This window comes from Athalassotoga saccharophila (genome assembly GCF_009936215.1).
GTDB classification, from domain to species: domain Bacteria; phylum Thermotogota; class Thermotogae; order Mesoaciditogales; family Mesoaciditogaceae; genus Athalassotoga; species Athalassotoga saccharophila.
In genome coordinates this window covers 1,523,549-1,549,381 of the sequence record NZ_AP019551.1, presented here as the reverse complement: position 1 = coordinate 1,549,381, position 25,833 = coordinate 1,523,549, and the positions used below count along the sequence as shown (strand labels likewise).

The following is a 25,833-nucleotide window of genomic DNA, read 5'->3' as shown; positions in this document are numbered from 1 at the left end:
TCCCTTATGGGAATCGCTTTTTGTTTTCCATTCAAAGTGTGATTAAAGAATTTGAAAGATAATTCCAAAGGAGGTGACCTACAATTGGTGATTCAAAAATACAACCTTTTAAAAGTTGAAGGAATTGAAAGTGTCTATCACATGACCGACGAAAACAACGTTTCTTTGATAGTTAAACATGGCCTTCTTTCGAGAAATTTGATGAACAAAGCGAAAATAAGATTCAATGATATCTCCGATCAAGGAATACAACAAAGAAGGGAAAGCAAAAGGCTTCATGATTATGCAAGTACATATCTTAATCCAAGAAATGCAATGCTTTACAGAATTCTTAAAGAAGGTAAAAAGGTCGTTATAATTGAATTTGATACTGATTTCGTAATGGAAAAAAGGCCTGAAGATGTTTTCATATCAAATCTCAACGCTGCCAAAAATAATGCGGGTATAGAAATGCTGAGCAATGTTAGAATAAAAGAATTTCTCGATATGGATAAAGTTTTTGCGAGAAGTTGGCATGACTCAACAGACGATGAAATTAAAGGAGTCATGCAGTCTGAAATACTCGTAAGAAATATAATAGAGCCAAAATGGATAAAAAGAATCATCGTAGAAAATTACGATCAAAAAACACGAATCATAAATTTAACCGGCTTAAATCCAGAAAAAATCTATGTAGATGAAAGTGAAGAATTCTTTTTTAGGGGGATGGTAGTATGATATGGATTTTTGTACTATTCTTTTTTAACCTTGCGATGGGGCTTGTAAGCATGAACATAGCCGAAAGCAAAGGCATAAACGAAAGAGCCGCCTTTTTTCTTGGATTGATACTTGGTTTCCTTGGATTGCTAATAATTTTAGTGCTTCCAGATCAAGGCAAACAAGATGACAAGTGGAACAACAAGAAATAATGAAATATCGACATCGGTCAAAAATGTATGAAAGGGGGAATAATCTTGACAGCAGGGGACGTTATTATTTTCATAATTGTAGTTGTTGTAATTTTAATTCTTAAGTCATTGAAAAAGTTCTTTTAGGATTGAATTATCATAGCGATCTGGCATGTTACAACGCAGGTGAATGACCTCTCATATTTTACCATTGGATTGCGAATATATATTCTTTTGTTCTAAATTCAGCCTCTTTTCTCCACCTCTTTTGTTACACACCCGATCCTTAACATTCAATCACATAAGAACTCATATTAATTATCTCCAATAACCGAATAGATTTGCGTATATTCACAGATCATTTCCATTGCCTCCTTTTCTCTTAACATCATTCATACTTCATTTACCATCGTCGTCGACCTACGATACTCGAAAAACCCCCGGAGATCGACGACGATCGGATTTCTTACATAAATAATTATCACTAAAGCTTTTATCTCACTTTTATGTATACAAGTTCACATACTTTTTCCCAAAATTGACTTTTAGAAATCCTTATGTTATACTATGTCAACGAGTTTCTATCCTACCTTTGAGGAATGAAAACAAATAGAAGTGACATAATAACTCGGTACTTCAATTTTTATGGTTTCTATCCTACCTTTGAGGAATGAAAACAAATAGAAGTGACATAATAACTCGGTACTTCAATTTTTATGGTTTCTATCCTACCTTTGAGGAATGAAAACATGAAAAGGAGGTGAAATAATATATGTTTAATATAATACCGTTTATATCCTACCTTTGAGGAATGAAAACTCGGCACCTCACAGTAAAGGTTAGAGGCAATTTTCGGTGTTTATATCCTACCTTTGAGGAATGAAAACTCTAACACTAAATCGAGCCCAAATGATACTTTGTCAGTTTATATCCTACCTTTGAGGAATGAAAACACAGACGAAGAATGGAATGCTTGGCTTAAGTTCTTGTTTATATCCTACCTTTGAGGAATGAAAACCTGTTTTCTCCTGTATTGCCCCAAGCTCCTTCACCGTTTATATCCTACCTTTGAGGAATGAAAACCGACTGCAATATTCAGTCCATTTATCGCGACTATCGTCGTTTATATCCTACCTTTGAGGAATGAAAACAAATGCTACAAAGAAATGATTTGTCATATCATAGGCAAGATATGTTTATATCCTACCTTTGAGGAATGAAAACCGGGCTTTTTGAAAAAATAAAAGGCCCCATAAAGGGCCAGTTTATATCCTACCTTTGAGGAATGAAAACATAGTGACACCTGCTAATTTCTTAACGACTTCTCTGTTTATATCCTACCTTTGAGGAATGAAAACTTTCAGAAATTCTTTTAATGCTGCATGCTCTATTTCAGTTTATATCCTACCTTTGAGGAATGAAAACCTATCTCATCATCCCATACTGGCTTTGGATCTTTGGTTTATATCCTACCTTTGAGGAATGAAAACAGGAATGAAAACATTAATTTTCTTAATGCTACCTTCTTTGTTTATATCCTACCTTTGAGGAATGAAAACTCGAAATCTTTATGCTCAAACATGGGTTCATTCCTGTTGTTTATATCCTACCTTTGAGGAATGAAAACCTATCTCATCATCCCATACTGGCTTTGGATCTTTGGTTTATATCCTACCTTTGAGGAATGAAAACAGGAATGAAAACATTAATTTTCTTAATGCTACCTTCTTTGTTTATATCCTACCTTTGAGGAATGAAAACTAGCGATTACTCACCTGGCAATATATGGAGGCATCCAGTTTATATCCTACCTTTGAGGAATGAAAACGTGGTAGGTTTTACTACCACTATGTTGTACCATGCCATAGTTTATATCCTACCTTTGAGGAATGAAAACTACAGTCCAATCACCATTTCATATATTTCTCCATCAAAGTTTCTATCCTACCTTTGAGGAATGAAAACCACCAATCAATTTGTTTATACTTCATATTATCTCCGTTTCTATCCTACCTTTGAGGAATGAAAACATGTGATACATAATTAGAATTAAGACCCTCAAATCTATGTTTCTATCCTACCTTTGAGGAATGAGTTGGCGCATGGCCTATGGCCAATGGCTCCAGTGAGCAGTGAGTGGAACTAATTGATAATTGCAAATTGAAAATTGTCCATTTTCAATTCTCCATTTTTACTACATGCCACGAGCCACCCGCTACGTGCTTAATTTACTTCTTTTTTAAAAGCGAAAATAGAAAAAGTGTGATTATAAAATCTGAAGAAATGAAAAAATTAAAAGGAGTAATTCCATGAGTGAAAAAACAGTTTTAGCAGGAAAGATCTTATTAATCGCTTCTCAGACCATTGCCGAAATCAGCTCCTTGTTGCTGACCTGGCCTGAAGAAGAGAAACATGGAAAACAAGTAGAAGAGACCAGAAATGATAAAAAACCTGTTTCGTGAATATTGGAAAGAATTTGGAGACGATCGGATAGAGAAACTCAAACTTATAGTAGAAATTTTGATCTGGTCGCTTCTATAATGTAACATCCCCCGCAGAAACAAGGCTGCGGGGATTTTTCTTAGAAATGTCGTCAAAAGTGTGATTAAAGAATTTGAAAGGAGGCGATAATATGGCTACGGATAATATTTATGCCGTAATGCAAAACATCATTCACTGCCCTTTGATTCAAGAAGTCATAGACAAAGGTTCAGGTGAATGTTCTAAAATCGTTAAATCGCAGTCTGAGTCCTACTCTTCTTTTTCTCTTAACCATTTTCAGGTGCCGGAACCATGGAGAGGCCACATAGAAAAAGCAAATATTCTATTTGTAAGTTCTAACCCCGGCATAAGTTTCGACGAAAACTTCCCAACGTGGAACTGGGATGTGGAATCGATTGAAACCTTTTTTATCACCTGCTTTGACAAAGGATCTAAATTCACAAGGGATGGAATAAGATATCTCAAAAAAGATGGTACTTACAGTCCTGCTGTCCGCTTCTGGGTAACGCTCAAGAGCATAGCAAACGAAGTTATAGAAAATGCCATTCCCGGGACTGATTATGCCATGACTGAAGTTGTGCATTGCAAATCGCCGCACGAATACGGTGTAAAAGAGGCATGCAAAATATGCCCCCAAAGGTATTTATCTTCTGTTATTTCTTTGAGCCCTGCAAAGGTTATAATAGTATTAGGATCAACTGCAAAAGGGGTATTCAGTTCTTATTACAACATATCAACAGGTAAGAATCATAAACTCATTGGACCCATCCAAATAGAGAATGTAGAAAGATATATCGTATTTCTTCCACATCCAAACTCATTCAAACCTCACAAATTATCTACCAACCTTTCTTTGAAAGAGATTGAAATTTTAAGTCAATTTGTCAAAGGCAAGGAGGTACAGGCATGATAATCACCGCGATCAAAAGAGGAGGTATTTTATATGTTTACGCGGAAGGCAACAGGGTTTTATGGACGATAGGATGCGGTTCGGAATGTGAACTTATGGGCTATACATCTACAACGGTCACGATAAGACGCGGAAATATAGCCTATGTATACGACGAAAAAGGACATCTTATTTCTACAACTCAGGCAAGGTAATACTTATGCCCGCACATGTGTGGGCATATTTATTGGAGGATGAAATTATGACAAATGATCACAGATTTGAAGATGAAACTTTGGCAGTTATTGCATCGTCGGTGCTAAGCGATGGAGATATAGAAATCAGAAATATTCCGGATGTGCCGTCTGTAAGAGAAATGATCGATTTTTTGAAAGGATTTAGGAATGTGTACCTTGACGGAGATATGTTTTATTCGAAAGGAGGAAATCTCGACGGTGAGATAAGATACAGGCCAATTGGGACGGCAATACTTTTTCTTGGTCCCCTTGCAATAAGGACGGGTCATTCAAGGGTATTTTATCGTTCAGGATCTTCGATAGGACCAAGACCAATAGATATTCATATCGAAGGATTAAGACAACTCGGTATCGATGTAAAAGAAGAAGGGGATTTCATCGATGCAATCTTTAGAAAGGCACCCAAAGACGTAAAAATAGAGATGCGCTTTCCAAGTATTAAGGCGACAGATCATCTTATGATGACCTCAGTTTTATTGAAAGGGACGACTGTTGAAATTTCAAACTGTGCAAGGGAGGCGGAGGTGGTAGATCTTGCAAGATTTCTCAATTCGATGGGTGCAAAGATATCCGGAATCGGGAAAGAGAAAATGATTGTAAAAGGGGTAGAAAGTCTTGGGAGTACATCTTATTCGATAAAATTTGATTAAAATCAAGCATGATATACCTTTTTGATAAATCGAGGTGATGAAATGCTTAAATCGGTAAGAGACATAGGCAGGATCTACGGTGGAAATGATACCGACAGACTGCTGAGCGCTTTTCCTTCTTCTGTAAAGGTCAAAGATAATCCTGAAAATATTCAGGCAATAGTCGTAAAGGTAGAATTTGACAGCAATTACAATTTTTCGCTCAAAGACATAGTACCCAGTTATCTAAAATCCGATCCATACCCATTACTTTACAAACAACTCTATGGCAATGATAAAAATCTTTTTTCCCCGACAATCTTTTTGAAATCTTACGAATATGTCAACGATGAAAAAGCAGATCAAATCTTAAAACCATTTGGCAAATATTCGAATTTCATAAAAGGTATGAACTCACAATTTTTGAAGAATTTTGCCGATTTTCTCGATAACAACATAGACGAAATTGCACAGAAAGTTTCTCAAAAGATGATCACTTTTTCAAACAAAAACGCGATTTTAACATTTGAATTCGAATCAAACGGTAAAGTATCTTATCCCGCAGATGTTAAAGAGATTTTGGAAGCCTTTGTGAAATCAAATCAGAGCCAAACTTCGTCTGATTCAGTTTGTTGCGTGTGCGGAAGAAATGCACCGATCTCGAAGAAAAAATTGAGCGATATAGAAATTTTCAAATTTGCAACTGTTGAAAAACGTGGATTTTTGCCCGATATGAATCCAAAAAACGTAAACAAAATTCTTCCCATATGCGAAGACTGTTATAAAGACATGCAACTTGGATCCAAGATCATTTTAAAAAATCTTGATTTTCCATTTTATTCTCAAGACAAAGTTTGGGTCATACCCAAATCTCTCAATGGCAATTTAGATGCGATAAAAAGCACCATAGATAACATCAAAAGGATAAATTCTGTGACTCTTGATAAAGATTCAACAAAGCGCAGATCTGTCTTTGAAATGAGAATTCTAAAAAACTCAAGAGTTTTTTCGGACTTTACATCGATCGACTTCGTCTTTTACAGACCGAACAATGCACAAAGGCAGATAATTTTGAACATTCAGGATATGCCTCCGACATGGATAAAAGAGATATCTGACGCGATGGATCGTGTGGATTCAATTTATAAAAAGATTGCCGGAGAATGGTACGATTTCACTTTACGAACCATATATGATTTGACAGCCAAAGGATCAAAAAAGCCCAATCTCAAAGATTTTTACATAGTTGTAAGGGGAATACTCGAGAAAAGAAAGCCACAACGTAATTTGATAATCTCCAATGCCATCAAAAAGATAAGATCTACCATTTATACCGACGGAGAATTCAAAGAAGATTTTAGAATTTACGTTTACGATGCAATGACGATTTTGGATTTGTTTAAGTTTCTAAATAAAGATGAAAGGAGCGTTAAGATGGCTTCGAATCTAAGCGGGGAAGAGTATGAATTGGACAAAAGGGTAGACGAATTTTTCAACAATTCATTTGACACAAGCGAGAAAAAGGGATTGTTCTATTTGGGCGTACTTGTCGGCAGATTGGTTGCATGCCAGCAAAACAAAATGGATAGGTCAAAAGCACCATTTTATTCACAACTTAAAGGTTTGAGAATGAAAAGAGAGGATTTCAAAGGTCTCTACGCAAAAGTCATAAACAAGATGATCGAATATTCGTCAAACGACAACTGCTATTTAAATTCAAAAAACGTCGATATTCTAAAAAGATTGTGCGCGTATTACCTTAATTTGACCACCAATTGGGAATTAGATATCGATGAAGCCAATTTCATCTTTGTATCGGGCATGACATTGTCATTTGCAGAACCACTAAAAATTTCGAAAGGGGAAGAAGATAATGGAAAAACTGAAGAGATCTGAATTTCTGTTTCTCTATGATGTGAAATGGGGAAACCCAAACGGAGATCCGAACGATGAAAACAAACCAAGATATGACGAGATAACTTCACATGTGCTCGTGAGCGATGTTAGACTCAAAAGAACGGTCAGAGATTATCTCGAACAAAGCGGAAAGACAATATTCATTTCAAAATCTACAGATGTTCAAACTTCTGAAGGCAGAACAAAAGCACTCATAGGCGATTCAAAAGATCCTCTCAATGACATACTTAATAAAGCAATAGACATAAGACTTTTTGGTGGAATGCTTCCTATCAAACTTGCAAAAAAGGGTAGTGCCGGCGATTCCGTAACACTCGTCGGACCTATTCAGATGAGAATGGGAGAGTCTTTACATGCCGTAGATCTTTCTTACATAAAAGGAACAGCAGCCTTTGCGTCGAGAGAAAACGCTCAAATGTCATCATTTCGTGAAGAATACCTTGTACCTTACGCATTAATAGCCTTTTACGGAGTGATAAATCAAAACGCGGCTGTAAACACAAAATTAACCGAAGACGATGTTGAAGAATTTTTCAAAGCACTTTGGTTTGGTACAAAAGACCTTATAACAAGATCGAAGATGGAACAACTTCCAAGATTGCTTGTACAGATCGAATACAATGATGACACACACAATGGCGGATTGGATGCCTTTATTTCTTTAAAAACAGAAAAATCTGAAAATGAGATAAGATCTGCTCTTGATTACACTTTAGATTTAACAAAATTGTTTGATCTGATAAAAAGAAATGCAAAAAGAATTTCAAGGGTTAGATATTTATCAAGCGACGAACTCAAAATCACCCCAGAATTTAATACTTTGGAAGGAGTAAATGTCGAGAAATTCAAGATGGAGGCTTGATTAATGGAGAAAATATCTGTTTTTGAAGTTTCTTCAAGATTTGGTGTGTTCAGAAAGCCATACACAACAACATCTTCTTTGACGTATGATTTTCCACCGAGGACGGCTATCATCGGCATGATAGCCGCCGTTTTGGGATGGGGGAATGACGATCAAAATCATTACATATCTTTCTTTAAAGAATTCAAAGTTGCCGTTAAAATCTTAAAGCCTATCCAGAAAAAAAGCACTACCTTCAAAAACCTAAACACAAAGCAAAATGCTCCCAGTCCTAATATCCTTACTCTGACCGAGATGATATACAATCCCTCTTACAAATTATATATTTCATGGGAAGAATCAAAATTGTTAACTCTGAAAAACAAGATCATAAACAGGGAGAGTTTTTACACGCCATATCTTGGCACGGCATCAAACATAGCAAAGATAGAATACATCGGAGACTTTCCAATTCAATGGGTAAAACCTCAGACGGAGGTTATAGTAAGCAGCGTTGTTCCTAAGATCGACAATTTGATTTTTAAGCCTATGGATGATCAAAAATATATCTTCGATACTTTGCCATACGAAATAGACGAAAAAAGAAATTTTGTCTCAAACAGGGATTACATATACAACCCCAATCTCGGCGGAATAAAGGTTGTCGTCGGAGATGAAGAAACGGTCTTTAGAGTTAACGATGATTATTTAATTTTCATGTGATCATGCTGTATTCACATCCGCAAAGACCTTTGGTTGATCACCTTTTGGGTGTCGAAAAGATAATGTTAGATTTCTTTGAAGATCAAAAATTAGATACCCAAAAGGCTTTTGGAATTGAGACAGAACTTTTTAAGAGTCTAATTCATGTTATTGCCATCTCGCATGATTTAGGAAAAGCAACGAAGAAATTTCAGGAAAAATTAACAGGATCGAATGTAAAATCCCCACACTCCGAGATATCGGCAATTTACGCTTACGCTGCGGCAAAGGAATGCTTCTCAAAAGCAGATGAGAAAGCAAAAGAAATTTCATTTTACGCATTTGTTGTTGTAAGGCGCCATCATGGGTTTTTAAAATACTACATCGATGAAGTTGCCGAACTAAAGTACAGCGAAGAAAGACTTGTCAACGTGACAAAAAGTATAGACAAAGAATTTGCAACATGGTTTAAAGATCAAACTCATGTTGAAATATCGCCTCAAAAAACGGCAGAAATTATCGATGAGATATCGGAGATAGATACCGAGATTGATGACGTGTTGAATTCAAAAAATGATCTTTCATCTTATTTCGCGATTAATTTTTTGTATTCCATTCTCATCGATGCAGACAGGCTGGATGCGGCAACTTACGGCCGTAAATTTTCAAAAAGGATCGACTTTGACACAAAAGTGGTACAGAAATATATGGAGTCTCATTTCAAAAATTCCGAGGGGATAATAAACGATTTAAGAGAGGCTGTTCACAAAGATGTTCTCAACTCAGAGATATCTCTCCAAGATCATTTTTACACGATAACAGTTCCCACAGGAATCGGCAAAACCCTAACGTCATTCGACTTTGCTCTTAAATTAAGGGAAATGGTAAAAGACTCCGAAGGGCGGATTCCTAAGATAATATATGCCCTTCCATTTACAAGTTTGGTAGACCAAAATGCCCAAAGAATAAAAGATGTGCTTTCAATTGATCGAGAAGTGAGCACGGATCTTTTGCTCGTCCAGCACCATCTTGCTCCGAACGAATACACAGACGATGAAGTTGGACCTTTGGACGAGGATCTTTCATCTCTTTTGATATCCGGATGGGACTCGGAAATAATAGTTACAACCTTTGTAAGTTTATTCGAAGGGTTGATCTCGAACAGAAGATCTGACATTCGAAAACTTCACACTATCTTTGGGGCTATCGTGATTTTGGACGAGATACAGAACATACCGCACGAATACTGGAAATTGATTTCGGAAGTTTTCAACTTCATCGCCAAAAATACAGGGACCTATTTCATACTCACTACGGCAACAAAGCCCAAAATCTTTATAGATTCGAAAGAACTTGCAAAAGACAAATTTATGCTTAAGAGGATAAAAATTGTGAATGAAACAAAGAACCTCAACACTTTAGAGAGTCTTTACGAAATGGTTGATGATGATCTTAAAAAAGATAAAAGAGTACTCGTTGTTTTAAATACCATTTCTTCGTCTCAGAATTTTTTCAAAATGTTTGAAGGTGCAAAAATAAAAAGATGTTACCTTTCGGCTGGTGTCATTCCTAAATTGAGAGAAAAGGTTATAAACGAAATAAACAAGGGGGACGTAAAATTGCTTGTGAGCACTCAAGTTGTTGAGGCAGGAATGGACATAGATTTTGACACGGTCTACAGAGATATGGCACCGGTGGATTCTATAATTCAAAGTTGTGGAAGATGTAATAGGAATTACACAATCGATATGGGAATAGTCCATTTGATCGATCTTAAAAATGACAACGGTACCTCTTACTCTAATTTGGTTTACGACGATCTTTTAGTGGGCATTTCAAGAGAGATATTCAATGAAATATCTGAAATAACCGAAGAAAAATTCGAAGAAAGTTTAATAAATCCTTATTTTGAAAGGGTTTCAAATTACATAGCCCAGTCTGAAAAATACTTGAATGCTTTAAAGATGCTTTTTTACTTTTCTCAAAACAAAGCCATTGAAAACCCTCCGATATCTACTTTTTCAATAATAAAGGGATTTTTAAATGCGAATATTTATATCGAATACGATGAGAAGGCCGTTGAACTACGGAATGAATTCGAGGAAATTCAATCACTCGATCCTAAAGAATGGTATGTAAAGGCTATCAGCCTGTTCAAAAAAATGAATCAATACATGATCTCTATCAATCTAACCAAGTCATTGATGGAAAATGGACCACCTATTTTAGATCGTAAAATGGGCAATTCATTCTATCTTGTTCAAAAAGACAGGCTGAATGATTTTTACGATGAAGAAATAGGATTCAAAATTCCTCAAAAGGACGTGATGATAATGTGAGAATAACTCCTTCTATGCTTGGAGCATTTGTGATGTGTCCAAGAGAGGCATGGTTCATGTCAAGAGCCATATCTCCCGAAGAAGACAATTATTTTTTAACGGTCGGAAGGTTAATCCACGAAGAAAGTTACCTTTACATGAATTTGAAAGAAATTGAAATAGAAGGCGCAAAAATTGATTTTGTCACCGAAAAAAACGGAGAAGTCATAGTGGCCGAAATAAAAAAGAGTTCTAAGAGCGCTGAAAGCGCTGAAATTCAGTTGATCTATTACATGGAGAAACTAAGGGAAATTGGGATTAATCTGACAGGTCAATTGAGGTTTCCAACGGAAAAGAAAATAGTAAGCATTACTTTTGATGAAGAAAAAGAGAAACTCCTTCATTCGAAAATAGCCGAATTGTCCGAAGTGATCTCTCTTGATACTCCACCGAAAATCATAGAAACATCTTATTGTAAGAAATGTGGATTCCAATCTTTGTGTTTTTCCTAAGGTGATAATATGTCGAGAAGACTTTATGTTTTTAAAAATGGCAGATTGTCGAGAAAGCAAAACACAATTTTCATAGAGCAAGAAGATGGTACCAAAAACTACATACCCATAGAGAATGTTTCTGAAATTCACTGCTTTGGAAATTTAGACTTTAACAAAGATGCGCTTGAATTTTTAACCCAGAATGGCATTCCACTGCATCTTTACAACCATTACGAATATTACATAGGCACATACTATCCGCGAGAATACCTCGAATCTGGAGAATTAATACTTCAGCAGGTCGAATATTATAAAGATGATCGAAAAAGATTAAGTCTCGCACAAAGATTTGTTCAAGGATCAATAGAGAACATGCTTGCGATAATTTCGTACTACAAAAATAGAGGTAAAGATCTTTTTGAAATAGAGACCAAATTGGAAGCATTTCTCGATGAGATATTCAAAACCGAAAGTGTGGACATGCTCATGGGATTGGAAGGCAATTCAAGAAATATTTATTATTCTGCGTTCGACAGAATTATCGATAATTCAGATTTTCCTTTCGTAAATAGAACAAGGCAGCCGCCTTCCAATGAAGTAAATGCGCTGATAAGTTTTGGAAATTCGATAATTTATTCGACTGTACTCTCTGAAATCTACAAAACACACCTTGATCCGCGAATAGGATATCTTCATACAACGAATTTCAGAAGATTTTCACTCAATTTAGATATTGCAGAAATTTTCAAGCCAATAATAGTAGACAGAAGCATATTTTCTTTGATAAACAAAAAGATCATAACAAAAAAATGATTTTTCCCCTCATCTCCAAGGCATATACATGAACGAAAGCGGGAAGAAGAAATTTGTCGAAGAAATCGAAAATCAACTATCAACGACCATCTCCCATCCAAAGATAAAGAAAAAAGTTTCATACAAATACCTCATAAGACTTGAACTTTATAAACTTGAAAAGCACTTTTTGGGAGACAAAGAATACACTCCTTATGTTTCGAAGTGGTGATAAACTATGTACGTCATAATGGTCTACGACATAGAAGAAAAGCGTGTTGGTAAAATTCTCAAAATAGGACGGGAATATCTAACGTGGATCCAAAACTCTGTATTTGAAGGTGAAATAACTGCAGCAAAATTCAGAGAACTGAAATCAAAAATCAAAGACAAAATCGAAGAGGAAAAAGACAGCGTGTTATTTTTTAAATTAAAAACAAAAGATCTTTTCGATAAAGAAGTAATAGGCACGGAGAAAAATCCTCTCGCAAACGGTACGTCTTACACGATCTGATATGTTACAACGCAGGTGAATGACCTCTCATATTTTACCATTGGATTGCGAATATATATTCTTTTGTTCTAAATTCAGCCTCTTTTCTCCACCTCTTTTGTTACACACCCGATCCTTAACATTCAATCACATAAGAACTCATATTAATTATCTCCAATAACCGAATAGATTTGCGTATATTCACAGATCATTTCCATTGCCTCCTTTTCTCTTAACATCATTCATACTTCATTTACCATCGTCGTCGACCTACGATACTCGAAAAACCCCCGGAGATCGACGACGATCGGATTTCTTACATAAATAATTATCACTAAAGCTTTTATCTCACTTTTATGTATACAAGTTCACATACTTTTTCCCAAAATTGACTTTTAGAAATCCTTATGTTATACTATGTCAACGAGTTTCTATCCTACCTTTGAGGAATGAAAACAAGTTTCTCATCCAAGCCCTCTCTTCTGGGAGAGCAAGGGTTTCTATCCTACCTTTGAGGAATGAAAACACAAACTTAACTCGAATTATGTGTCACATACAACTATTGTTTCTATCCTACCTTTGAGGAATGAAAACTTAGCTATAAATTTATCTTGTGTTGCCAATGTAAGGTTTCTATCCTACCTTTGAGGAATGAAAACTTATATGTGACAGTTAGCATCTATATCATATGATAGTTTCTATCCTACCTTTGAGGAATGAAAACTATTCCGTGTCCATTTCTCCCCCATATAAGCGGGGAAGTTTCTATCCTACCTTTGAGGAATGAAAACGCATCGCCCACGTAACGAAATCATTTATCATTTTACGTTTCTATCCTACCTTTGAGGAATGAAAACTATGACCTACCATTATTCAATCCTGATACATTTTCTGTTTCTATCCTACCTTTGAGGAATGAAAACACAGATATATTCGATCTGAACGCTAAAGATGATAATCGTTTCTATCCTACCTTTGAGGAATGAAAACAAAAGACGTTGTCGCAATAAGACTCTTTTAGATCAAGTTTCTATCCTACCTTTGAGGAATGAGTTGGCGCATGGCTTATGGCCAATGGTGCTGGTGAGCAGTGAGTGGAACTAATTGATAATTGCAAATTAAAAATTGAAAATTGTCCATTTTCAATTCTCAATTTTATTCTACATGCCACGAGCCACCCGCTACGTGCTCAAGTTGTATCCTACCTTACGCGTCACGAATTTTCTTTAATCGAGGAATGAAAAAGCCGCCTGTTCGGCGGCCTTTTTAATTATTGATGCAAGACATACATCGCTGTTGGTGGAACTTCTATTTCTCCGGATAAAATGTCTATTGTTTTTATTCCTGTATGGTTTTGATCTACCACAAGATCCCATTGACCATCTGGCAATGTGAATTTGACACTTGATGTTTCTCCATTGTAAATGACGATTATATTCTTCCACGTATCACCATTTGGACTTCCGTGAATTTCGTAAGCAACGAATGCTATTGGCATTCTGAGATATTGAGTTACTTGTTTATATTGTGTTGGGAAAAATGTTATAGAAGATTTTATTTGATCGGCTGTATACATTCTAAAGGCAGGATGTGCTTTTCTCAATTCTATTAGTCCTTGGTAATATTCATTAAGAGAATAGAAGGTATCGAGCCTTGACCAGTCGAACTGGTTGACTGCATCTCCAGCATCGTAACTGTTTCCATTTCCTCCCTTTGTTCTTGCAAATTCCTCTCCTCCCGCAATGAAAGGAATTCCCTGCGATGTTAGAATTATTCCATTCGCAAGTTTATCTGCAGCCTCTTTTTGTTCAACAGTCCAATTTGTCGCGGCGCCGCTTATTTTGTCCCACAGTGTGTAATTGTCATGACATGTAACGTAATTTATCGTCTCTCCGGGCTCCTGTGTAAAGCCAGATATAACCTGAGAATATGGAATTTCACCCACGACACCTCTCTGAATGAGTATGTTTTTGTTTGCCCCTTCTATGAACCCTTTTGCCGTTATGTCAAAAACACTTCCAATTATTGCGTCTCTGAGATCATCGTTAAAAACGGCTATCTTCATTCCCTTTTGATCTCCCTTTCCGAAGAGAGGAGTAACTCCCCATCCACCCCAAGGCTCGCCGTAAAGCAAAATTTGTGGATCTATTTCATGCAATTGATCGACAATCTCCTTAACTGTTTGTTTGTCAAAAAGGCCAAGAAGATCAAATCTGAAACCATTAACGTGATATTCCTTTACCCAGTATTTCAAAGAATCGATTATATACTTTCTTGCCATCGTATTTTCAGTCGCTATTGTATTTCCAACGCCAGACTGGTTAAGGTATGCACCCTTTTCGTCTATTCTGTAGTAATAGTAAGGAACTGTTTGATCGAATGGGGAATTTTTGCCCACCCCGGATGTGTGATTGTAAACGACATCCATGATAACTCCGATACCGTTTTTGTGAAGAGACTCGATCATTTCTTTGACCTGTTCTATTGTGCTTGCTGGATTTTGAGGATCTGTTGAATATTGGGCCTCGGGTACATTAAACAGATATGTTATATACCCCCAGTTATATTGATCAAATGGCTCATTCCAGAAATCCTGTATGGGCATTATCTGAACATCTGTTATGCCAAGTGCTTTAAGATGATCTATTCCGGTTGGAATTCCATCGTAAGTTGTTCCCGTTGCCGTAAAGGCAAGATACTTGCCACGATATTGTGCCGGAACTCCCGAATTTGGATCGACTGAAAAATCTCTCACATCTAATTCGTATATTATCGCGTCGACTCTATGGGCAAGAGATGGGGAACGATCTTTTGACCAATCTGGTGGATTCGTATCTGCAAGATCAACAACCATCGATTTTCTGTTGTACATATCTGCCGCGTAGCAATTTATGTCGGGCGTTATCCTTTCCTGATTGTATGAATAGAACTCATAAAGATAATAAACGCCATTGAGATTTCCTTTAACGGTAACACTCCATACTCCCTGATCATTTCTTGACATGTCGTAAGTTGCATAAGGAAGAGTGGCGTCAGCCGTTTTGTAAAGCAAAACCTTTGCCCATTCAGAAACCGGAGACCATACTTTGAAGGTTGTCTCGGCCGGTGTGTAAATCGGGCCCAACTGTCCTGAATAATAAAATTTTGGATCATTTAAGGCTTTGTAAGCGTAAACGATGGCAGGTTGAAATCCCTTTATCTCTACGATCATGGGTTTTGAAACATCATATGTTGAAAGTGAAGATTTTAGCGTTATCTCTACGTAAGAAGTTTTGGAGATTGATCCCGGAATTGCCGGCTCAACGTCAGATATTGGCCATTCCTTTCCTCCAACTGTGAAAAACACATTACCTTTCCAGTCCTTGGTTTCTATTGGATTTGTAAGGTAGAGATCTATTTTGTTTAGAGAATTTAAAAATGCGCCCATAACTCTCGGTGATATGTCAATATCGTTAGGATTTGTGTACCATTCATATTGTCCCTCCAAAACCCATATTTCTGCCACACCAGACGGAGGTATGACAACGTGCCTGTCTTCGGACACGTCTTTTGCTTGCCAGTCATTTAGCCTTACTATGAAACCAAGTTGGGTGTACTTTTGATCGAATTTTATTATCGCATAAGGTCCGTAACTGTCCTCTCCGGTGAATTGATACGCTGATCCGGCCAAACTTTCTGGTCTGTAGGGCCATACCCACAAATTCCATCCAGCGTAATCTCCATCGTAGCGGTGATAATGAACAATGAGCACCGTCTGTGCACCGAAATCTGCCGCCGTTTTGCCTGCCGAAAGCGAGGGATAGATGGATGCAAAGATAACGCTTGAAATAATAACAAGCAAAACGAACAGTATTAACGAATACCTCCTCAATTTGAACACCTCCTTGATTGTAAGACAAAGATATTATACCAGCAAATTAATATTGATTTTCTATTTCTAAATTTTTTCATCTTCATATGATAAACATCATTGAAAATTTTTTGAAATATGGTACAATTATTTTGATTTAATCTTACTTCAAAATAGGGGGGATAAAAATGAAAAGTTTCATTCTGGTCTTAGCGGTAATCAGTATCATCTGCATTAGCAGTTTTGCTTTGATGGTGGGATTTACAGGTGGAGCAATCTCTGTGGGAACTGAATTATCACCGTCGACTTTTATCTATGCGGGAATTTCATATCCTCTTGGGATAATGGCTGGAGGAGGAATGAAAATAGGAGATCTCTATAACCTCGATTTTGGAAAATCTTCGACGGGTCAGGAGATAGGATCTATAAAGATAGGATATGGTGCTGTTGCCGATGTTGAAGTATATTCATTTCTTGGAGTCTATGGGAGTGTTTTTGCCGGCCCGGCGTTGATTTTAAACGCCTATTTTCCAACTGTAAATGTTAAAACACTCTCATACACCGCGATTGGTTTTTCTTGGCCCAGTTATTCTTTACTTACCATGTCCGGCGGGATCTTTTACGTATTTTAGCAATAATTAGCAAGAAATCCCTATCTTCAGTCTAAGAGTTATCATCCATTGAAGCAGGAAACTCCCATTTCTATAAGTGGGAGTAATTCATAAAATAAACTTAAGTCCCCGAAAGGCGACTTTTTATAATTTGACATTGATAACTATTTTCTGTTATGATAATAACGAATGTAAAGTATTGATGGAGATGTGAAAATGGTCAAAAAAGTCGTGGTAATAGGTAGCGGTATAGGAGGGCTCAGCGCGGCCGCTTTGCTTGCAAAGGAAGGATTTGATGTTACCGTTATTGAGAAAAATGCCTATTTCGGAGGAAGAATAAGAGTTTTCAAAGATAAAGGTTTCACGGTCGATGCAGGCCCTTCTTGGTATTTGATGCCGGAAGTTTTTGAGAATTATTTTTCTCTGTTCGGCAAAAAAGTATCCGATTTTTATAAACTTGTAAGGCTTGATCCAAGTTACAGGGTGTATTTTGGCAATAGAGATTATGTTGATATTTATTCAGATGTTGAGAAAAATTACGATGTTTTCGAGAAAATAGAGAAGAACGGCGGAAAAAATCTAAAAAGGTACATAGAACAGGCCGGCATGAAGTATCAAATCGCAATGGATCAGTTCATATACAAAGATTACAGAACTATCTTCGATTTCTTATCTTTAAGAACAATCTTCGCGGGTATGAAATTCGATATCTTTTCCAATTTAGACGATTTTATCCAAAAATACTTCAAGAGCAAAAAAATAAGACAACTTTTAGAATACCATTCTGTCTTTCTTGGCAATAGTCCATACTTCACTCCTTCACTTTATACCATTCTTTCCTATGCCGACATGATTAGAGGCATATGGTATCCAGTTGGCGGATTCGGAGAGGTTGCGAATGCGTTCGTAAAACTTGGAAAGAGTTTAGGTGCAAAGTATCTTACAAGGCAAAAGGTCATTTCGATAGACGTTAAAGATGGAAAGGCAATTGGCGTAAAAACAGAATCCGATTTCTTTGAAGCGGATTTCGTCATTGCGAATTCCGATTACATGCATACCGAGATGGAACTGTTAGATCCGAAATACAGAAATTATGACATGAAATACTGGGAAAAGAAGGTCTTTGGTCCTTCCATGTTCAAGTTCTGTTTCGGTCTTGATAAAAAAGTGAATAGTTTACTCCACCATACGTTGTACTTCGATCGGGATTGGGAGAAACATTTTGACTCTATTTTTAAAGATCCAAAATGGCCAGATAATCCTTCTTATTACATAGGAACTCCTTCAAAAAGCGATCCAACTATAGTCGAAAGCGGCAAAGAAATTGTATTCTTTCTCGTTCCAATTGCTCCCGGTCTCGATGATCCGCTTGACAAAAGACTTGATTTCAGATCAAAGATATTACAAAATTTCAAAGAAATAACAGGAGAAGATATAGAAAGTCATATAGAGTACGAAAACATGTGTACGGTAAGCGATTGTCAAAAAATGTTTAACGCATACAAAGGTACGGCTCTGGGCCTGGCCCATACTTTAAATCAATCCGCGGCTTTTAGACCTCTTTTGATAAACAAAAAAGTGGATAATCTTTTCTATGCAGGCCAGATGACCCAGCCGGGAGTCGGAGTGCCCATGGTTTTGATATCAGGCCAACTTGCAGCCAACCTTGTGATGGGGAAAAGGTAATGTCCAACGACGTAGATCTTCAAAGACAAATATTTAAAAGTGGAAGTAAAACTTTTTTCAATTCGAGCCTTTTTTTCCCGGACGAAGTAAGAAAAGATGTTTTTAGACTTTATGCTTTTGTGAGAATTGCTGATGATTATGTCGATGCCATTCCTCAAAAGGTAAAAGAATTCAACGATTTTGTCAGGACTTACAGAGAAAGTTTTAAGGTCGGACATTCTGAAGACAAAATCATAAATGATTTTATTCAACTTTCATTTGAGAAGAAATTCAACCCCGACTGGATCGAGGCTTTTTTTAAATCGATGGAAATGGATATTTTCAAGAAAAAGTACTCGACGATTTCTGAAACTCTCGATTACATATATGGATCGGCTGAGGTCATAGGTCTTTTCATGGCAAGAATAATGGATCTCGATGAAGATTCTTTTTATTACGCAAAAATGCTTGGTCGAGCCTTTCAGTACATAAACTTTGTAAGAGACATCGATGAGGACAAAAAACTTGGGCGAAGATACCTTCCAATTGAAAATTTTGATGAGAGAGTCTACGAAGATCCATTTGCAGATGAATTGGCATTTGAAGAATTCATTTTGCTTAACGTGAAAAGATATGAAGCCTGGGATGATATTGCAAGAAAAGGGTTCGGTTATATACCTGTAAGATATAGGATACCGATAATGGCAGCCGCGGACATGTACAGGTGGACTGCCAAAAAGATAAGATCGGATCCTTTTATAGTTTTAAAAAAGAAAGTAAAGCCTTCGAAATTTAGAATAATTTCAAGGGTGGGATTCAGAGTTGTCTTACCTAAATGACATTTTAGAAGATAAAAGAGTTTTAAGATCCATAATAAGTATTTATTTGGTTGGAGTCATAGGCTTTATTTTGATAAGACCTATTATAATCTTGTTAACACCTTACATACTCTTTTTGTTCGGGCTTGTTATACTTTTCAAAATTTTCAACGATAACGGAAAGAAAATCATTCCTTTGTACGTATACATTTTCTTTGCAGGCCTTTTTATAGAGATTTTGGGTGTAAATACCGGAATGATCTTTGGCCGGTATTCTTACGGAAATGTGCTCGGACCGGGAATTTATGGTGTTCCATTTTTGATAGGTTTGAACTGGGTTGTAGTCGTCTTTTCCTGGAATTATTTCGCATCGAACGTTTTGAGATCAAGAAATTTCCTTTTTAGATCTTTCATTGCGTCAACATTTGCAGTCATTTTTGATATCTTAATGGAGCCATCGGCAGTCGCATTTTCTTTCTGGAAATGGGATGGTTCGGTTCCGGTTCAAAATTACATTGCATGGTTTGTGATATCTTTTTTGTTTTCTCTGTCTTTAAAAAATGTAAAATTCAAAAGCAATTTGCCGTGGATATACATAATCGTTCAATCGATATTTTTCTTAATTCTCGATATATATTAAGATTGAATACGGGAGGATAAATGAATCAATACTGGGGATTGTTGATTTCTTACGCGTTTGTATTTTCGTTCATAATTCTTTCGAGTATTTTGAACAAATTTTTTCACCTTTCCGATTACATCACAAGAAAGATAGTTCACATAGGCGTTTCAAACTGGTGGTTCATAGCCATATCAACGATGAAAGACCCTTTTATAGCCTCAATAGGGCCTATATCTTTTATAATAATAAATTACATCTCTTACAGGCATGATATTTTCAAAGGAATGGAAATAGAAGAAAAATCAAATGTTGGAACAGTTTATTTTCCAATTTCCCTTTTGGTACTTGTCTTGCTTTCCTATTACAGACTCATTCCCTTCTACGCGGCGGGAATAGGAATTCTCACGATGGGTTATGGCGATGGCCTTGCAGGATTGATAGGCAAATCCTTCGGAAAGACAAAAGTGAAGATCTTTGACAACAAATCTCTCGAAGGATCGGCAGTTATGTTTGGTGCCACATTTTTAGTTTCTTTCCTTTTCTTGCAAAATTTCGGCATAGAACGGGCAATACTTTTTTCGTTTGAAATTGCCGCTTTATCTACGATAATAGAGATAATAACTCCTTTTGGAATAGATAACCTTACCGTTCCGATCTTAACTGCTCTTCTTGCTTTTTTATTCGTCAATTCTGATATTTTCCCGTTCTTGGCAATAATAGTAAATTTCTTTGCGGCATTGTTCTCTTACAGAAAAAATGCCGTCGATAAAACTGGTTTTCTTGCAGGTTTTGCGGTCGGTTCGATCATTCTGATGATAAACTGGCTTTCGTACCTCTTGCTTATGGTTTTTTTCGTGTCTGCATCAATTGTCAGCAGGATTGGTCATAGTAAGAAGGCCGAATCTCAGAAAATAAATGAAAAGGGTGGCCAGAGGGATTACCTTCAGGTGCTTGCAAACGGCGGAGTGGGAATGGTGGCAACGATCCTTTACTTTTTGACGAAAAATGATCTATTTCTCATCGCAACTGCAATCTCATTTGCCGAATCGAATTCGGATACATGGGGGAGTGAGATAGGAATTTTGAGTCGGAGAGAACCAATTTCGATAATAAATTTCAAAACCCTAAAGCCAGGTCTTTCGGGAGGGGTAAGTACAATTGGATTTTTGGCATCGTTGATCGGTGCTTTTATAATAAGCGGGGTATTTGCGATCTTTGAAGGAAATTCACAAAAAGGTTGGGAACTTTTCATTCTAATAGGAATAGCAGGATTTGTAGGATCGATAATAGATTCGATCATAGGAGCGTTATTTGAGGTCAAATATGTAACTGAAGACGGATTGATCGTCGAGAGAAGATTCTGGAATGGAAAAGAAAACAAAATCTACTATGGCTTTTCTTTTATCAACAACGACTTCGTCAATTTCGCAAGTTGTGCGATCACGACGTTGATCTTTACATTTATTTATTCCCTTGTGATATGAATGTGGTCATACTCTTAGAGTGGTTTTTGGGATTTCTCTTGTTCTGGAGAAAAAATGAGATTCCTGAGTCTTACGATTTCGATAAAGATAAAAAGATATCCATCATAATTCCGGCACGAAACGAAGAAAAAAACATAGGAAACCTTCTTGGATCTCTCAAAGATCAAAGCATCCAAATAGACGAAATAATAGTCGTGGACGATCAATCAACAGACAGAACATTTTCCATCGCAAGAACATTTGGTGTCGATGTTATTCAAGTCGAAGATTTACCAGATGGATGGACTGGGAAGTCCAATGCCTGCTGGAGAGGTTACAAACATTCAACAGGAGATATACTCATCTTTCTCGACGCAGATGTCACACTTTCAAAGAATGCCATAAAAAGTCTATTAAAAGTTCATCAAAAATACGGAGGCCTTATCTCGATCCAGCCATGGCACAATGCCGTAAGAGTCCATGAAAAATTATCTGCCACGTTCAACATCATCGTCATGATGTCGATGAAGGAGTTTTCAATTATAGGATCAAAACTAAAACCAATAGGTGCATTTGGACCATGTTTGGTATGCTCGAGAAAGGATTATGAGACGTCAGGAGGACACGAAAAGATAAAGAATTCAGTTGTCGATGATGTCGCGATTGCGAAATCTTTTATGAAAAGTGCTTTGCCCGTTCATAATTTTTTGGGTGGAAAGTTAATAAGTTTTAGAATGTATCCCGAAAACTTGAAATCTCTCGTTGAAGGATGGACAAAAAATTTTGCGACCGGCGCATCGAGATCGAATCCATTATTTTTCCTGATGATCTTTTTATGGATAAACGGATCTATAAGCGTTATCTTTTACATGTATAAATCTCCTTTCTATCTTATTTTGTACGTAATGTATGCCATTCAATTTTATCTACTTTCGCGCCGGGTTGGGAATTTTGGACTTGTAAGCGCTTTTCTTTTTCCCGTGCACATAGCCTTTTTCGTTTTTGTCTTCTTTTATTCTCTGATAAAAACTTTCATTTTCAGAAATGTTAGATGGAAGGGAAGAAAGATAAAGACGGGAGGAATCTCTTGAAAATCTTCGAATTAAATCAAACTCTCACTATTATACTCGATTTTTCTCTCTGGCCTTTGATACATATAATAATAGGATACATAGGCGCAAGAATTCCATCGAAGTATTTTGAAAAAGATGTGTGGCCTTACAAGAAAAGCATTATAGAGATGGATGGAAAGTTGTACACATTATTGGGGATAAAAAAATGGAAGAACATATTGCCTGACGGTGCACGGCTTGTTGACAGAAATGGTTTTCCAAAGAAAAAACTTGCAAGTTTAGAAGAAGGGTACATCGAAAAATTCATAATAGAAACGAGAAGGGCAGAATTCGTTCATCTTATCCATCTTCCCTTTTTGATAATTTTTTTCCTGTTTAACCCACTTTTCGGAGACATAATAATGATAATATACACATTTTTTATGAACTGCCCGTGCATTTTTGCCCAAAGATACAACAGGATAAGGCTTATGAAGGTTTTAGATCATATGAAAGGAACAAAATCATGAATATATGGAAGCCTCAAAACTTTCACGGCAAAAACAAAAATAAATTTTTCGAGGGTTGGTACTTTAAAAACACATCTTCTCAAAAAGACTATGTTTTTGCCGTCATACCCGGAATTTCAATCGGAGAAGATTCTCATGCCTTCATCCAGATAATAGACAGCAGAAACTTCTCAAACTACTACAGATTCAAATTTCAAGACTTTAAATTTTCAAACAAACCATTTTGGATTTCCATTGGTAAAAATCATTTTTCTTTAGAAGGCTTTTCCTTCGAATCAGAATACATTTCGGCAAATTTGATATTTCAAAACTTAACACCGTGGCCCGTAAAAATTTTGAGTCCCGGGGCAATGGGTTATTACGGCTTTTTCAACTTTTTGGAGTGCTATCACGGAATTTTAAGTTTCACCCACAAATTGAACGGAAATGTCACAGTTAACGGAAAGCGTATTGACTTTAACGGAGGAAATGGTTACATCGAAAAAGATTGGGGCCGATCCTTTCCTAAATCATGGATATGGGCCGCTTCCAACGACTTTGAAAATGAAAAAGTTTCCTTCACGCTCTCTATTGCCAACGTGCCTTTCGGAAGAAATTATTTTGTGGGCTTCATAATAGGGCTTTATTTGGAAGGACATATTTACCAATTTACGACTTACAATGGATCAAAAATTTCTGATCTTCAGATAAAAGAGAATACCGTCCTTCTGAAGGCTATCAAAGGAACCGAATCGATCGATGTTAAAATATCGAAGCATGGTGATAACATCCTTTTATCGCCCAAAAACGGAGACATGAACGGCAGAATAAAAGAAAGTCTGAATTCGGAAATCGAAATAACATTAAGATCTAAAGGTTCGATCCTTTTCAAAGGGAAAGGAATAAATTCCGGCTTAGAAATAAACGGCGATATTTTGGAAGATATAAAGAATGACAAAAGCAAAAAAATATCTTTAAAATAACTATTTCTGAAGATTTTTCAAAATTTCGTCTATCACCTTTTCCTCATTTTTAAGTTTTTTCACAATCCCATAATGTGATTTGAATTTACCGTTTTTTGATTCGTAATCATTCACAATTTTGTCCGTATCACTTCCGATACATGTAAGTACCAACGTGACTTTACCGGGCGGAACAAGTCTTAAAAATTCCACCGTTGCATTCGCAGGCTTTCCTGCCCACAAAGGTGAGACAACGATATACCTGTCAGCGTCTTTGTAATTTTCACTGATTTTGATTTTGACACTTTTGTTCCTCATCGAATAATAGCCGGCCTTCAAATATCCGAATAAACCTTTGAAACTCGGATTTTCTTGAATTATTTCGATCGGTTTTACACCCAGAACCTTCGATATTTTCTCGGCCACTCTTTTGCTATTTCCCGTTCTTGAGAAGAAAACAACACTGTATTTCATTCAGACACCTCTTTTGAAGATTTTTTTAGTTCTTCTCTTACACGTCTGTAAATGATTATAGGTAGATCTCCTTGATAAAGATTCTCGTTCATTCTCAACTCACTTTTTATTGGCCTTTGAGTAATGACAACCCTTTTATCCTGATTAAGGATTTTTTTGTTGAAAGGCATCGATATTTTCGTTACCAAATTTCGAATGAGCGGCACCTTCAAAAATCTCTGGTAGAATCTAAGATATATTATGGTATTTGAATCGTCTATCGGGACAAATGCCGCCACGACTCTTAAATCTTTGTTTATGATGTTTTGCCAGTAATTCGGAAAGATGAATTGCAATCTTCCTATGCAATCTTCTTTTTTTACCTCTTCCGGTTTCAAAGGCTTTTGACCGTTGTCGACAACGTTGTTTACCCACACGTTGATAATCCCATCTTTGTATTCGACGATCGGGCCGTTGACCAGAGTTCTTCCGCCACGTCCTATCGTGTTGTAATGGACAAAAGGAAGATGAGAGACATCCAACTGGTTTTCTATTGACCTTGAATAATGCACGGGCCATATATCCGTAAGAGATGAATAGTTGAAAGTTTCGTCTATACCTTCTAACCATTTTATCTCTGGAAGATCCTTTTCTTCTCCAAACCACATGAAGACAAAGCCACCTTTTTCGATGACAGGATAACTTTTAACTTTGAAATTCGATCTTACCATGCCGTTCTTGCCAATCGAAGGAATCAAGACACCTCTGCCAGATCCATCATATTCTATTCCATGAAACGGGCACTGGACATGATCGTTGACTATCTTTCCAAGCGCAAGATCGGCCCCTCTATGGGCGCACCTTCGCTCTACGCAGTGAATTTGATTTGAATTATCTCTCCAGAATAGCAAATCCTTGCCTAATCTTTTGACTGCGGTTATTTTTTCTTTCTTGACTTCTTTTGAGTCAAGTACTATATACCATTGATTGTAAATCACACCATCATCCTCCTTCAAATTAAAGTTCGATTATTGTAAAATACTTTTATAATACTGATAGTTCATTATTATAACAAAAATAATTATCAAAGTCAAATGTGATAAAATC

Annotated in this window: 23 protein-coding genes, 1 pseudogene and 2 CRISPR repeat arrays; of the genes and pseudogenes, 21 read left to right on the top strand and 3 right to left on the bottom strand. The window is 36.7% G+C overall.

Going from position 1 to position 25,833, the window contains the following annotated elements; all coding sequences use genetic code 11:
- Positions 1-87: 87 nt before the first annotated feature.
- From ATHSA_RS07735 to cas2, 13 genes and pseudogenes are all read left to right on the top strand, one after another.
- The gene (locus ATHSA_RS07735) at positions 88-717 is read left to right on the top strand and encodes a DUF4433 domain-containing protein (RefSeq protein ID WP_232060076.1); all 630 of its coding nucleotides are present in this window, start codon (positions 88-90) and stop codon (positions 715-717) included.
- Positions 714-908 (top strand): hypothetical protein, encoded by a 195-nt coding sequence (locus ATHSA_RS07730; RefSeq protein ID WP_161848532.1) that lies wholly within the window; start codon positions 714-716, stop codon positions 906-908. Before ATHSA_RS07735 ends, ATHSA_RS07730 begins: the two co-directional genes overlap by 4 nt.
- Positions 909-1,464: 556 nt before the next feature.
- A CRISPR array of direct repeats spans positions 1,465-2,985; the repeat unit is 30 nt; unit sequence GTTTCTATCCTACCTTTGAGGAATGAAAAC.
- Positions 2,986-3,196: 211 nt separating this feature from the next.
- Positions 3,197-3,349: a hypothetical protein gene (locus tag ATHSA_RS07725; RefSeq protein WP_161848531.1), complete on the top strand. Its 153-nt coding sequence runs from the start codon at positions 3,197-3,199 to the stop codon at positions 3,347-3,349.
- A 170-nt stretch (positions 3,350-3,519) separates the two neighbouring features.
- On the top strand, positions 3,520-4,299 hold the full coding sequence (locus ATHSA_RS07720) for a uracil-DNA glycosylase family protein (protein WP_161848530.1): 780 nt from the start codon (positions 3,520-3,522) through the stop codon (positions 4,297-4,299).
- Positions 4,296-4,493, top strand: a complete 198-nt coding sequence (locus ATHSA_RS07715) for a hypothetical protein (protein WP_161848529.1) — start codon at positions 4,296-4,298, stop codon at positions 4,491-4,493. The genes ATHSA_RS07720 and ATHSA_RS07715 overlap by 4 nt, the downstream gene beginning before the upstream one ends.
- A gap of 47 nt (positions 4,494-4,540) precedes the next feature.
- On the top strand, positions 4,541-5,185 hold the full coding sequence (locus tag ATHSA_RS07710; protein ID WP_161848528.1) for a hypothetical protein: 645 nt from the start codon (positions 4,541-4,543) through the stop codon (positions 5,183-5,185).
- A gap of 42 nt (positions 5,186-5,227) precedes the next feature.
- Positions 5,228-7,060, top strand: a complete 1,833-nt coding sequence (locus ATHSA_RS07705; RefSeq protein ID WP_161848527.1) for a TIGR02556 family CRISPR-associated protein — start codon at positions 5,228-5,230, stop codon at positions 7,058-7,060.
- Positions 7,038-7,943 carry a type I-B CRISPR-associated protein Cas7/Csh2 gene (gene cas7b / locus ATHSA_RS07700; RefSeq protein ID WP_161848526.1) on the top strand — a complete coding sequence of 302 codons (906 nt, stop codon included), beginning with the start codon at positions 7,038-7,040 and terminating at the stop codon, positions 7,941-7,943. Before ATHSA_RS07705 ends, cas7b begins: the two co-directional genes overlap by 23 nt.
- A gap of 3 nt (positions 7,944-7,946) precedes the next feature.
- Positions 7,947-8,645 (top strand): type I-B CRISPR-associated protein Cas5b, encoded by a 699-nt coding sequence (gene cas5b, locus ATHSA_RS07695; protein ID WP_161848525.1) that lies wholly within the window; start codon positions 7,947-7,949, stop codon positions 8,643-8,645.
- A gap of 2 nt (positions 8,646-8,647) precedes the next feature.
- Positions 8,648-10,963, top strand: a complete 2,316-nt coding sequence (cas3, locus tag ATHSA_RS07690; protein WP_232060075.1) for a CRISPR-associated helicase Cas3' — start codon at positions 8,648-8,650, stop codon at positions 10,961-10,963.
- Between the two features lie 14 nt (positions 10,964-10,977).
- A complete protein-coding gene (gene cas4 / locus ATHSA_RS07685; RefSeq protein WP_269473944.1) occupies positions 10,978-11,454 on the top strand; it encodes a CRISPR-associated protein Cas4 in 477 nt (158 codons plus the stop codon).
- A 9-nt stretch (positions 11,455-11,463) separates the two neighbouring features.
- A pseudogene (gene cas1b, locus ATHSA_RS07680) lies at positions 11,464-12,460 on the top strand (type I-B CRISPR-associated endonuclease Cas1b).
- A gap of 6 nt (positions 12,461-12,466) precedes the next feature.
- Positions 12,467-12,742 (top strand): CRISPR-associated endonuclease Cas2, encoded by a 276-nt coding sequence (gene cas2, locus ATHSA_RS07675; protein WP_161848522.1) that lies wholly within the window; start codon positions 12,467-12,469, stop codon positions 12,740-12,742.
- A gap of 406 nt (positions 12,743-13,148) precedes the next feature.
- Positions 13,149-13,777: a CRISPR direct-repeat array (repeat unit 30 nt; unit sequence GTTTCTATCCTACCTTTGAGGAATGAAAAC).
- 214 nt (positions 13,778-13,991) lie between these two features.
- Here cas2 and pulA read toward each other — a convergent pair.
- The gene (gene pulA, locus ATHSA_RS07670; RefSeq protein WP_408626227.1) at positions 13,992-16,526 is read right to left on the bottom strand and encodes a type I pullulanase; all 2,535 of its coding nucleotides are present in this window, start codon (positions 16,524-16,526) and stop codon (positions 13,992-13,994) included.
- Positions 16,527-16,759: 233 nt separating this feature from the next.
- Between pulA and ATHSA_RS07665 the strand changes: the two genes are divergently transcribed.
- The 8 genes from ATHSA_RS07665 (at position 16,760) to ATHSA_RS07630 (ending at position 24,294) form a co-directional block, all read left to right on the top strand.
- Positions 16,760-17,203 carry a hypothetical protein gene (locus tag ATHSA_RS07665; RefSeq protein ID WP_161848520.1) on the top strand — a complete coding sequence of 148 codons (444 nt, stop codon included), beginning with the start codon at positions 16,760-16,762 and terminating at the stop codon, positions 17,201-17,203.
- Between the two features lie 195 nt (positions 17,204-17,398).
- The gene (locus ATHSA_RS07660) at positions 17,399-18,868 is read left to right on the top strand and encodes a phytoene desaturase family protein (protein ID WP_161848519.1); all 1,470 of its coding nucleotides are present in this window, start codon (positions 17,399-17,401) and stop codon (positions 18,866-18,868) included.
- On the top strand, positions 18,868-19,686 hold the full coding sequence (locus ATHSA_RS07655; RefSeq protein WP_161848518.1) for a phytoene/squalene synthase family protein: 819 nt from the start codon (positions 18,868-18,870) through the stop codon (positions 19,684-19,686). Before ATHSA_RS07660 ends, ATHSA_RS07655 begins: the two co-directional genes overlap by 1 nt.
- The gene (locus tag ATHSA_RS07650) at positions 19,670-20,305 is read left to right on the top strand and encodes a carotenoid biosynthesis protein (RefSeq protein ID WP_161848517.1); all 636 of its coding nucleotides are present in this window, start codon (positions 19,670-19,672) and stop codon (positions 20,303-20,305) included. The genes ATHSA_RS07655 and ATHSA_RS07650 overlap by 17 nt, the downstream gene beginning before the upstream one ends.
- A gap of 20 nt (positions 20,306-20,325) precedes the next feature.
- Positions 20,326-21,771, top strand: coding sequence for a DUF92 domain-containing protein (locus tag ATHSA_RS07645; protein WP_161848516.1), 1,446 nt, complete (start codon positions 20,326-20,328; stop codon positions 21,769-21,771).
- A complete protein-coding gene (locus tag ATHSA_RS07640) occupies positions 21,768-22,841 on the top strand; it encodes a glycosyltransferase (protein WP_232060073.1) in 1,074 nt (357 codons plus the stop codon). Before ATHSA_RS07645 ends, ATHSA_RS07640 begins: the two co-directional genes overlap by 4 nt.
- A complete protein-coding gene (locus ATHSA_RS07635; protein WP_161848514.1) occupies positions 22,838-23,332 on the top strand; it encodes a glycosyl-4,4'-diaponeurosporenoate acyltransferase CrtO family protein in 495 nt (164 codons plus the stop codon). Before ATHSA_RS07640 ends, ATHSA_RS07635 begins: the two co-directional genes overlap by 4 nt.
- Positions 23,329-24,294, top strand: a complete 966-nt coding sequence (locus ATHSA_RS07630) for a tocopherol cyclase family protein (protein ID WP_161848513.1) — start codon at positions 23,329-23,331, stop codon at positions 24,292-24,294. The genes ATHSA_RS07635 and ATHSA_RS07630 overlap by 4 nt, the downstream gene beginning before the upstream one ends.
- On the opposite strand, the gene ATHSA_RS07625 is transcribed toward ATHSA_RS07630, so the two are convergent.
- Positions 24,295-24,747 carry a flavodoxin family protein gene (locus ATHSA_RS07625; RefSeq protein WP_161848512.1) on the bottom strand — a complete coding sequence of 151 codons (453 nt, stop codon included), beginning with the start codon at positions 24,745-24,747 and terminating at the stop codon, positions 24,295-24,297.
- Positions 24,744-25,724, bottom strand: coding sequence for an aromatic ring-hydroxylating oxygenase subunit alpha (locus ATHSA_RS07620; RefSeq protein ID WP_161848511.1), 981 nt, complete (start codon positions 25,722-25,724; stop codon positions 24,744-24,746). The genes ATHSA_RS07625 and ATHSA_RS07620 overlap by 4 nt, the downstream gene beginning before the upstream one ends.
- Between the last annotated feature and the right edge of the window lie 109 nt (positions 25,725-25,833).

What these genes read in the sequence shown, in the direction of transcription:
- ATHSA_RS07730 (WP_161848532.1), top strand. Translation starts at nt 714, where the DNA reads ATGATATGGATTTTTGTACTATTCTTTTTTAACCTTGCGATGGGGCTT.
- ATHSA_RS07725 (WP_161848531.1), top strand. Translation starts at nt 3,197, where the DNA reads ATGAGTGAAAAAACAGTTTTAGCAGGAAAGATCTTATTAATCGCTTCT.
- ATHSA_RS07720 (WP_161848530.1), top strand. Translation starts at nt 3,520, where the DNA reads ATGGCTACGGATAATATTTATGCCGTAATGCAAAACATCATTCACTGC.
- ATHSA_RS07715 (WP_161848529.1), top strand. Translation starts at nt 4,296, where the DNA reads ATGATAATCACCGCGATCAAAAGAGGAGGTATTTTATATGTTTACGCG.
- ATHSA_RS07710 (WP_161848528.1), top strand. Translation starts at nt 4,541, where the DNA reads ATGACAAATGATCACAGATTTGAAGATGAAACTTTGGCAGTTATTGCA.
- ATHSA_RS07705 (WP_161848527.1), top strand. Translation starts at nt 5,228, where the DNA reads ATGCTTAAATCGGTAAGAGACATAGGCAGGATCTACGGTGGAAATGAT.
- cas7b (WP_161848526.1), top strand. Translation starts at nt 7,038, where the DNA reads ATGGAAAAACTGAAGAGATCTGAATTTCTGTTTCTCTATGATGTGAAA.
- cas5b (WP_161848525.1), top strand. Translation starts at nt 7,947, where the DNA reads ATGGAGAAAATATCTGTTTTTGAAGTTTCTTCAAGATTTGGTGTGTTC.
- cas3 (WP_232060075.1), top strand. Translation starts at nt 8,648, where the DNA reads ATGCTGTATTCACATCCGCAAAGACCTTTGGTTGATCACCTTTTGGGT.
- cas4 (WP_269473944.1), top strand. Translation starts at nt 10,978, where the DNA reads ATGCTTGGAGCATTTGTGATGTGTCCAAGAGAGGCATGGTTCATGTCA.
- cas2 (WP_161848522.1), top strand. Translation starts at nt 12,467, where the DNA reads ATGTACGTCATAATGGTCTACGACATAGAAGAAAAGCGTGTTGGTAAA.
- ATHSA_RS07665 (WP_161848520.1), top strand. Translation starts at nt 16,760, where the DNA reads ATGAAAAGTTTCATTCTGGTCTTAGCGGTAATCAGTATCATCTGCATT.
- ATHSA_RS07660 (WP_161848519.1), top strand. Translation starts at nt 17,399, where the DNA reads ATGGTCAAAAAAGTCGTGGTAATAGGTAGCGGTATAGGAGGGCTCAGC.
- ATHSA_RS07655 (WP_161848518.1), top strand. Translation starts at nt 18,868, where the DNA reads ATGTCCAACGACGTAGATCTTCAAAGACAAATATTTAAAAGTGGAAGT.
- ATHSA_RS07645 (WP_161848516.1), top strand. Translation starts at nt 20,326, where the DNA reads ATGAATCAATACTGGGGATTGTTGATTTCTTACGCGTTTGTATTTTCG.
- ATHSA_RS07640 (WP_232060073.1), top strand. Translation starts at nt 21,768, where the DNA reads ATGAATGTGGTCATACTCTTAGAGTGGTTTTTGGGATTTCTCTTGTTC.
- ATHSA_RS07630 (WP_161848513.1), top strand. Translation starts at nt 23,329, where the DNA reads ATGAATATATGGAAGCCTCAAAACTTTCACGGCAAAAACAAAAATAAA.
- ATHSA_RS07625 (WP_161848512.1), bottom strand. Translation starts at nt 24,747, where the DNA reads ATGAAATACAGTGTTGTTTTCTTCTCAAGAACGGGAAATAGCAAAAGA.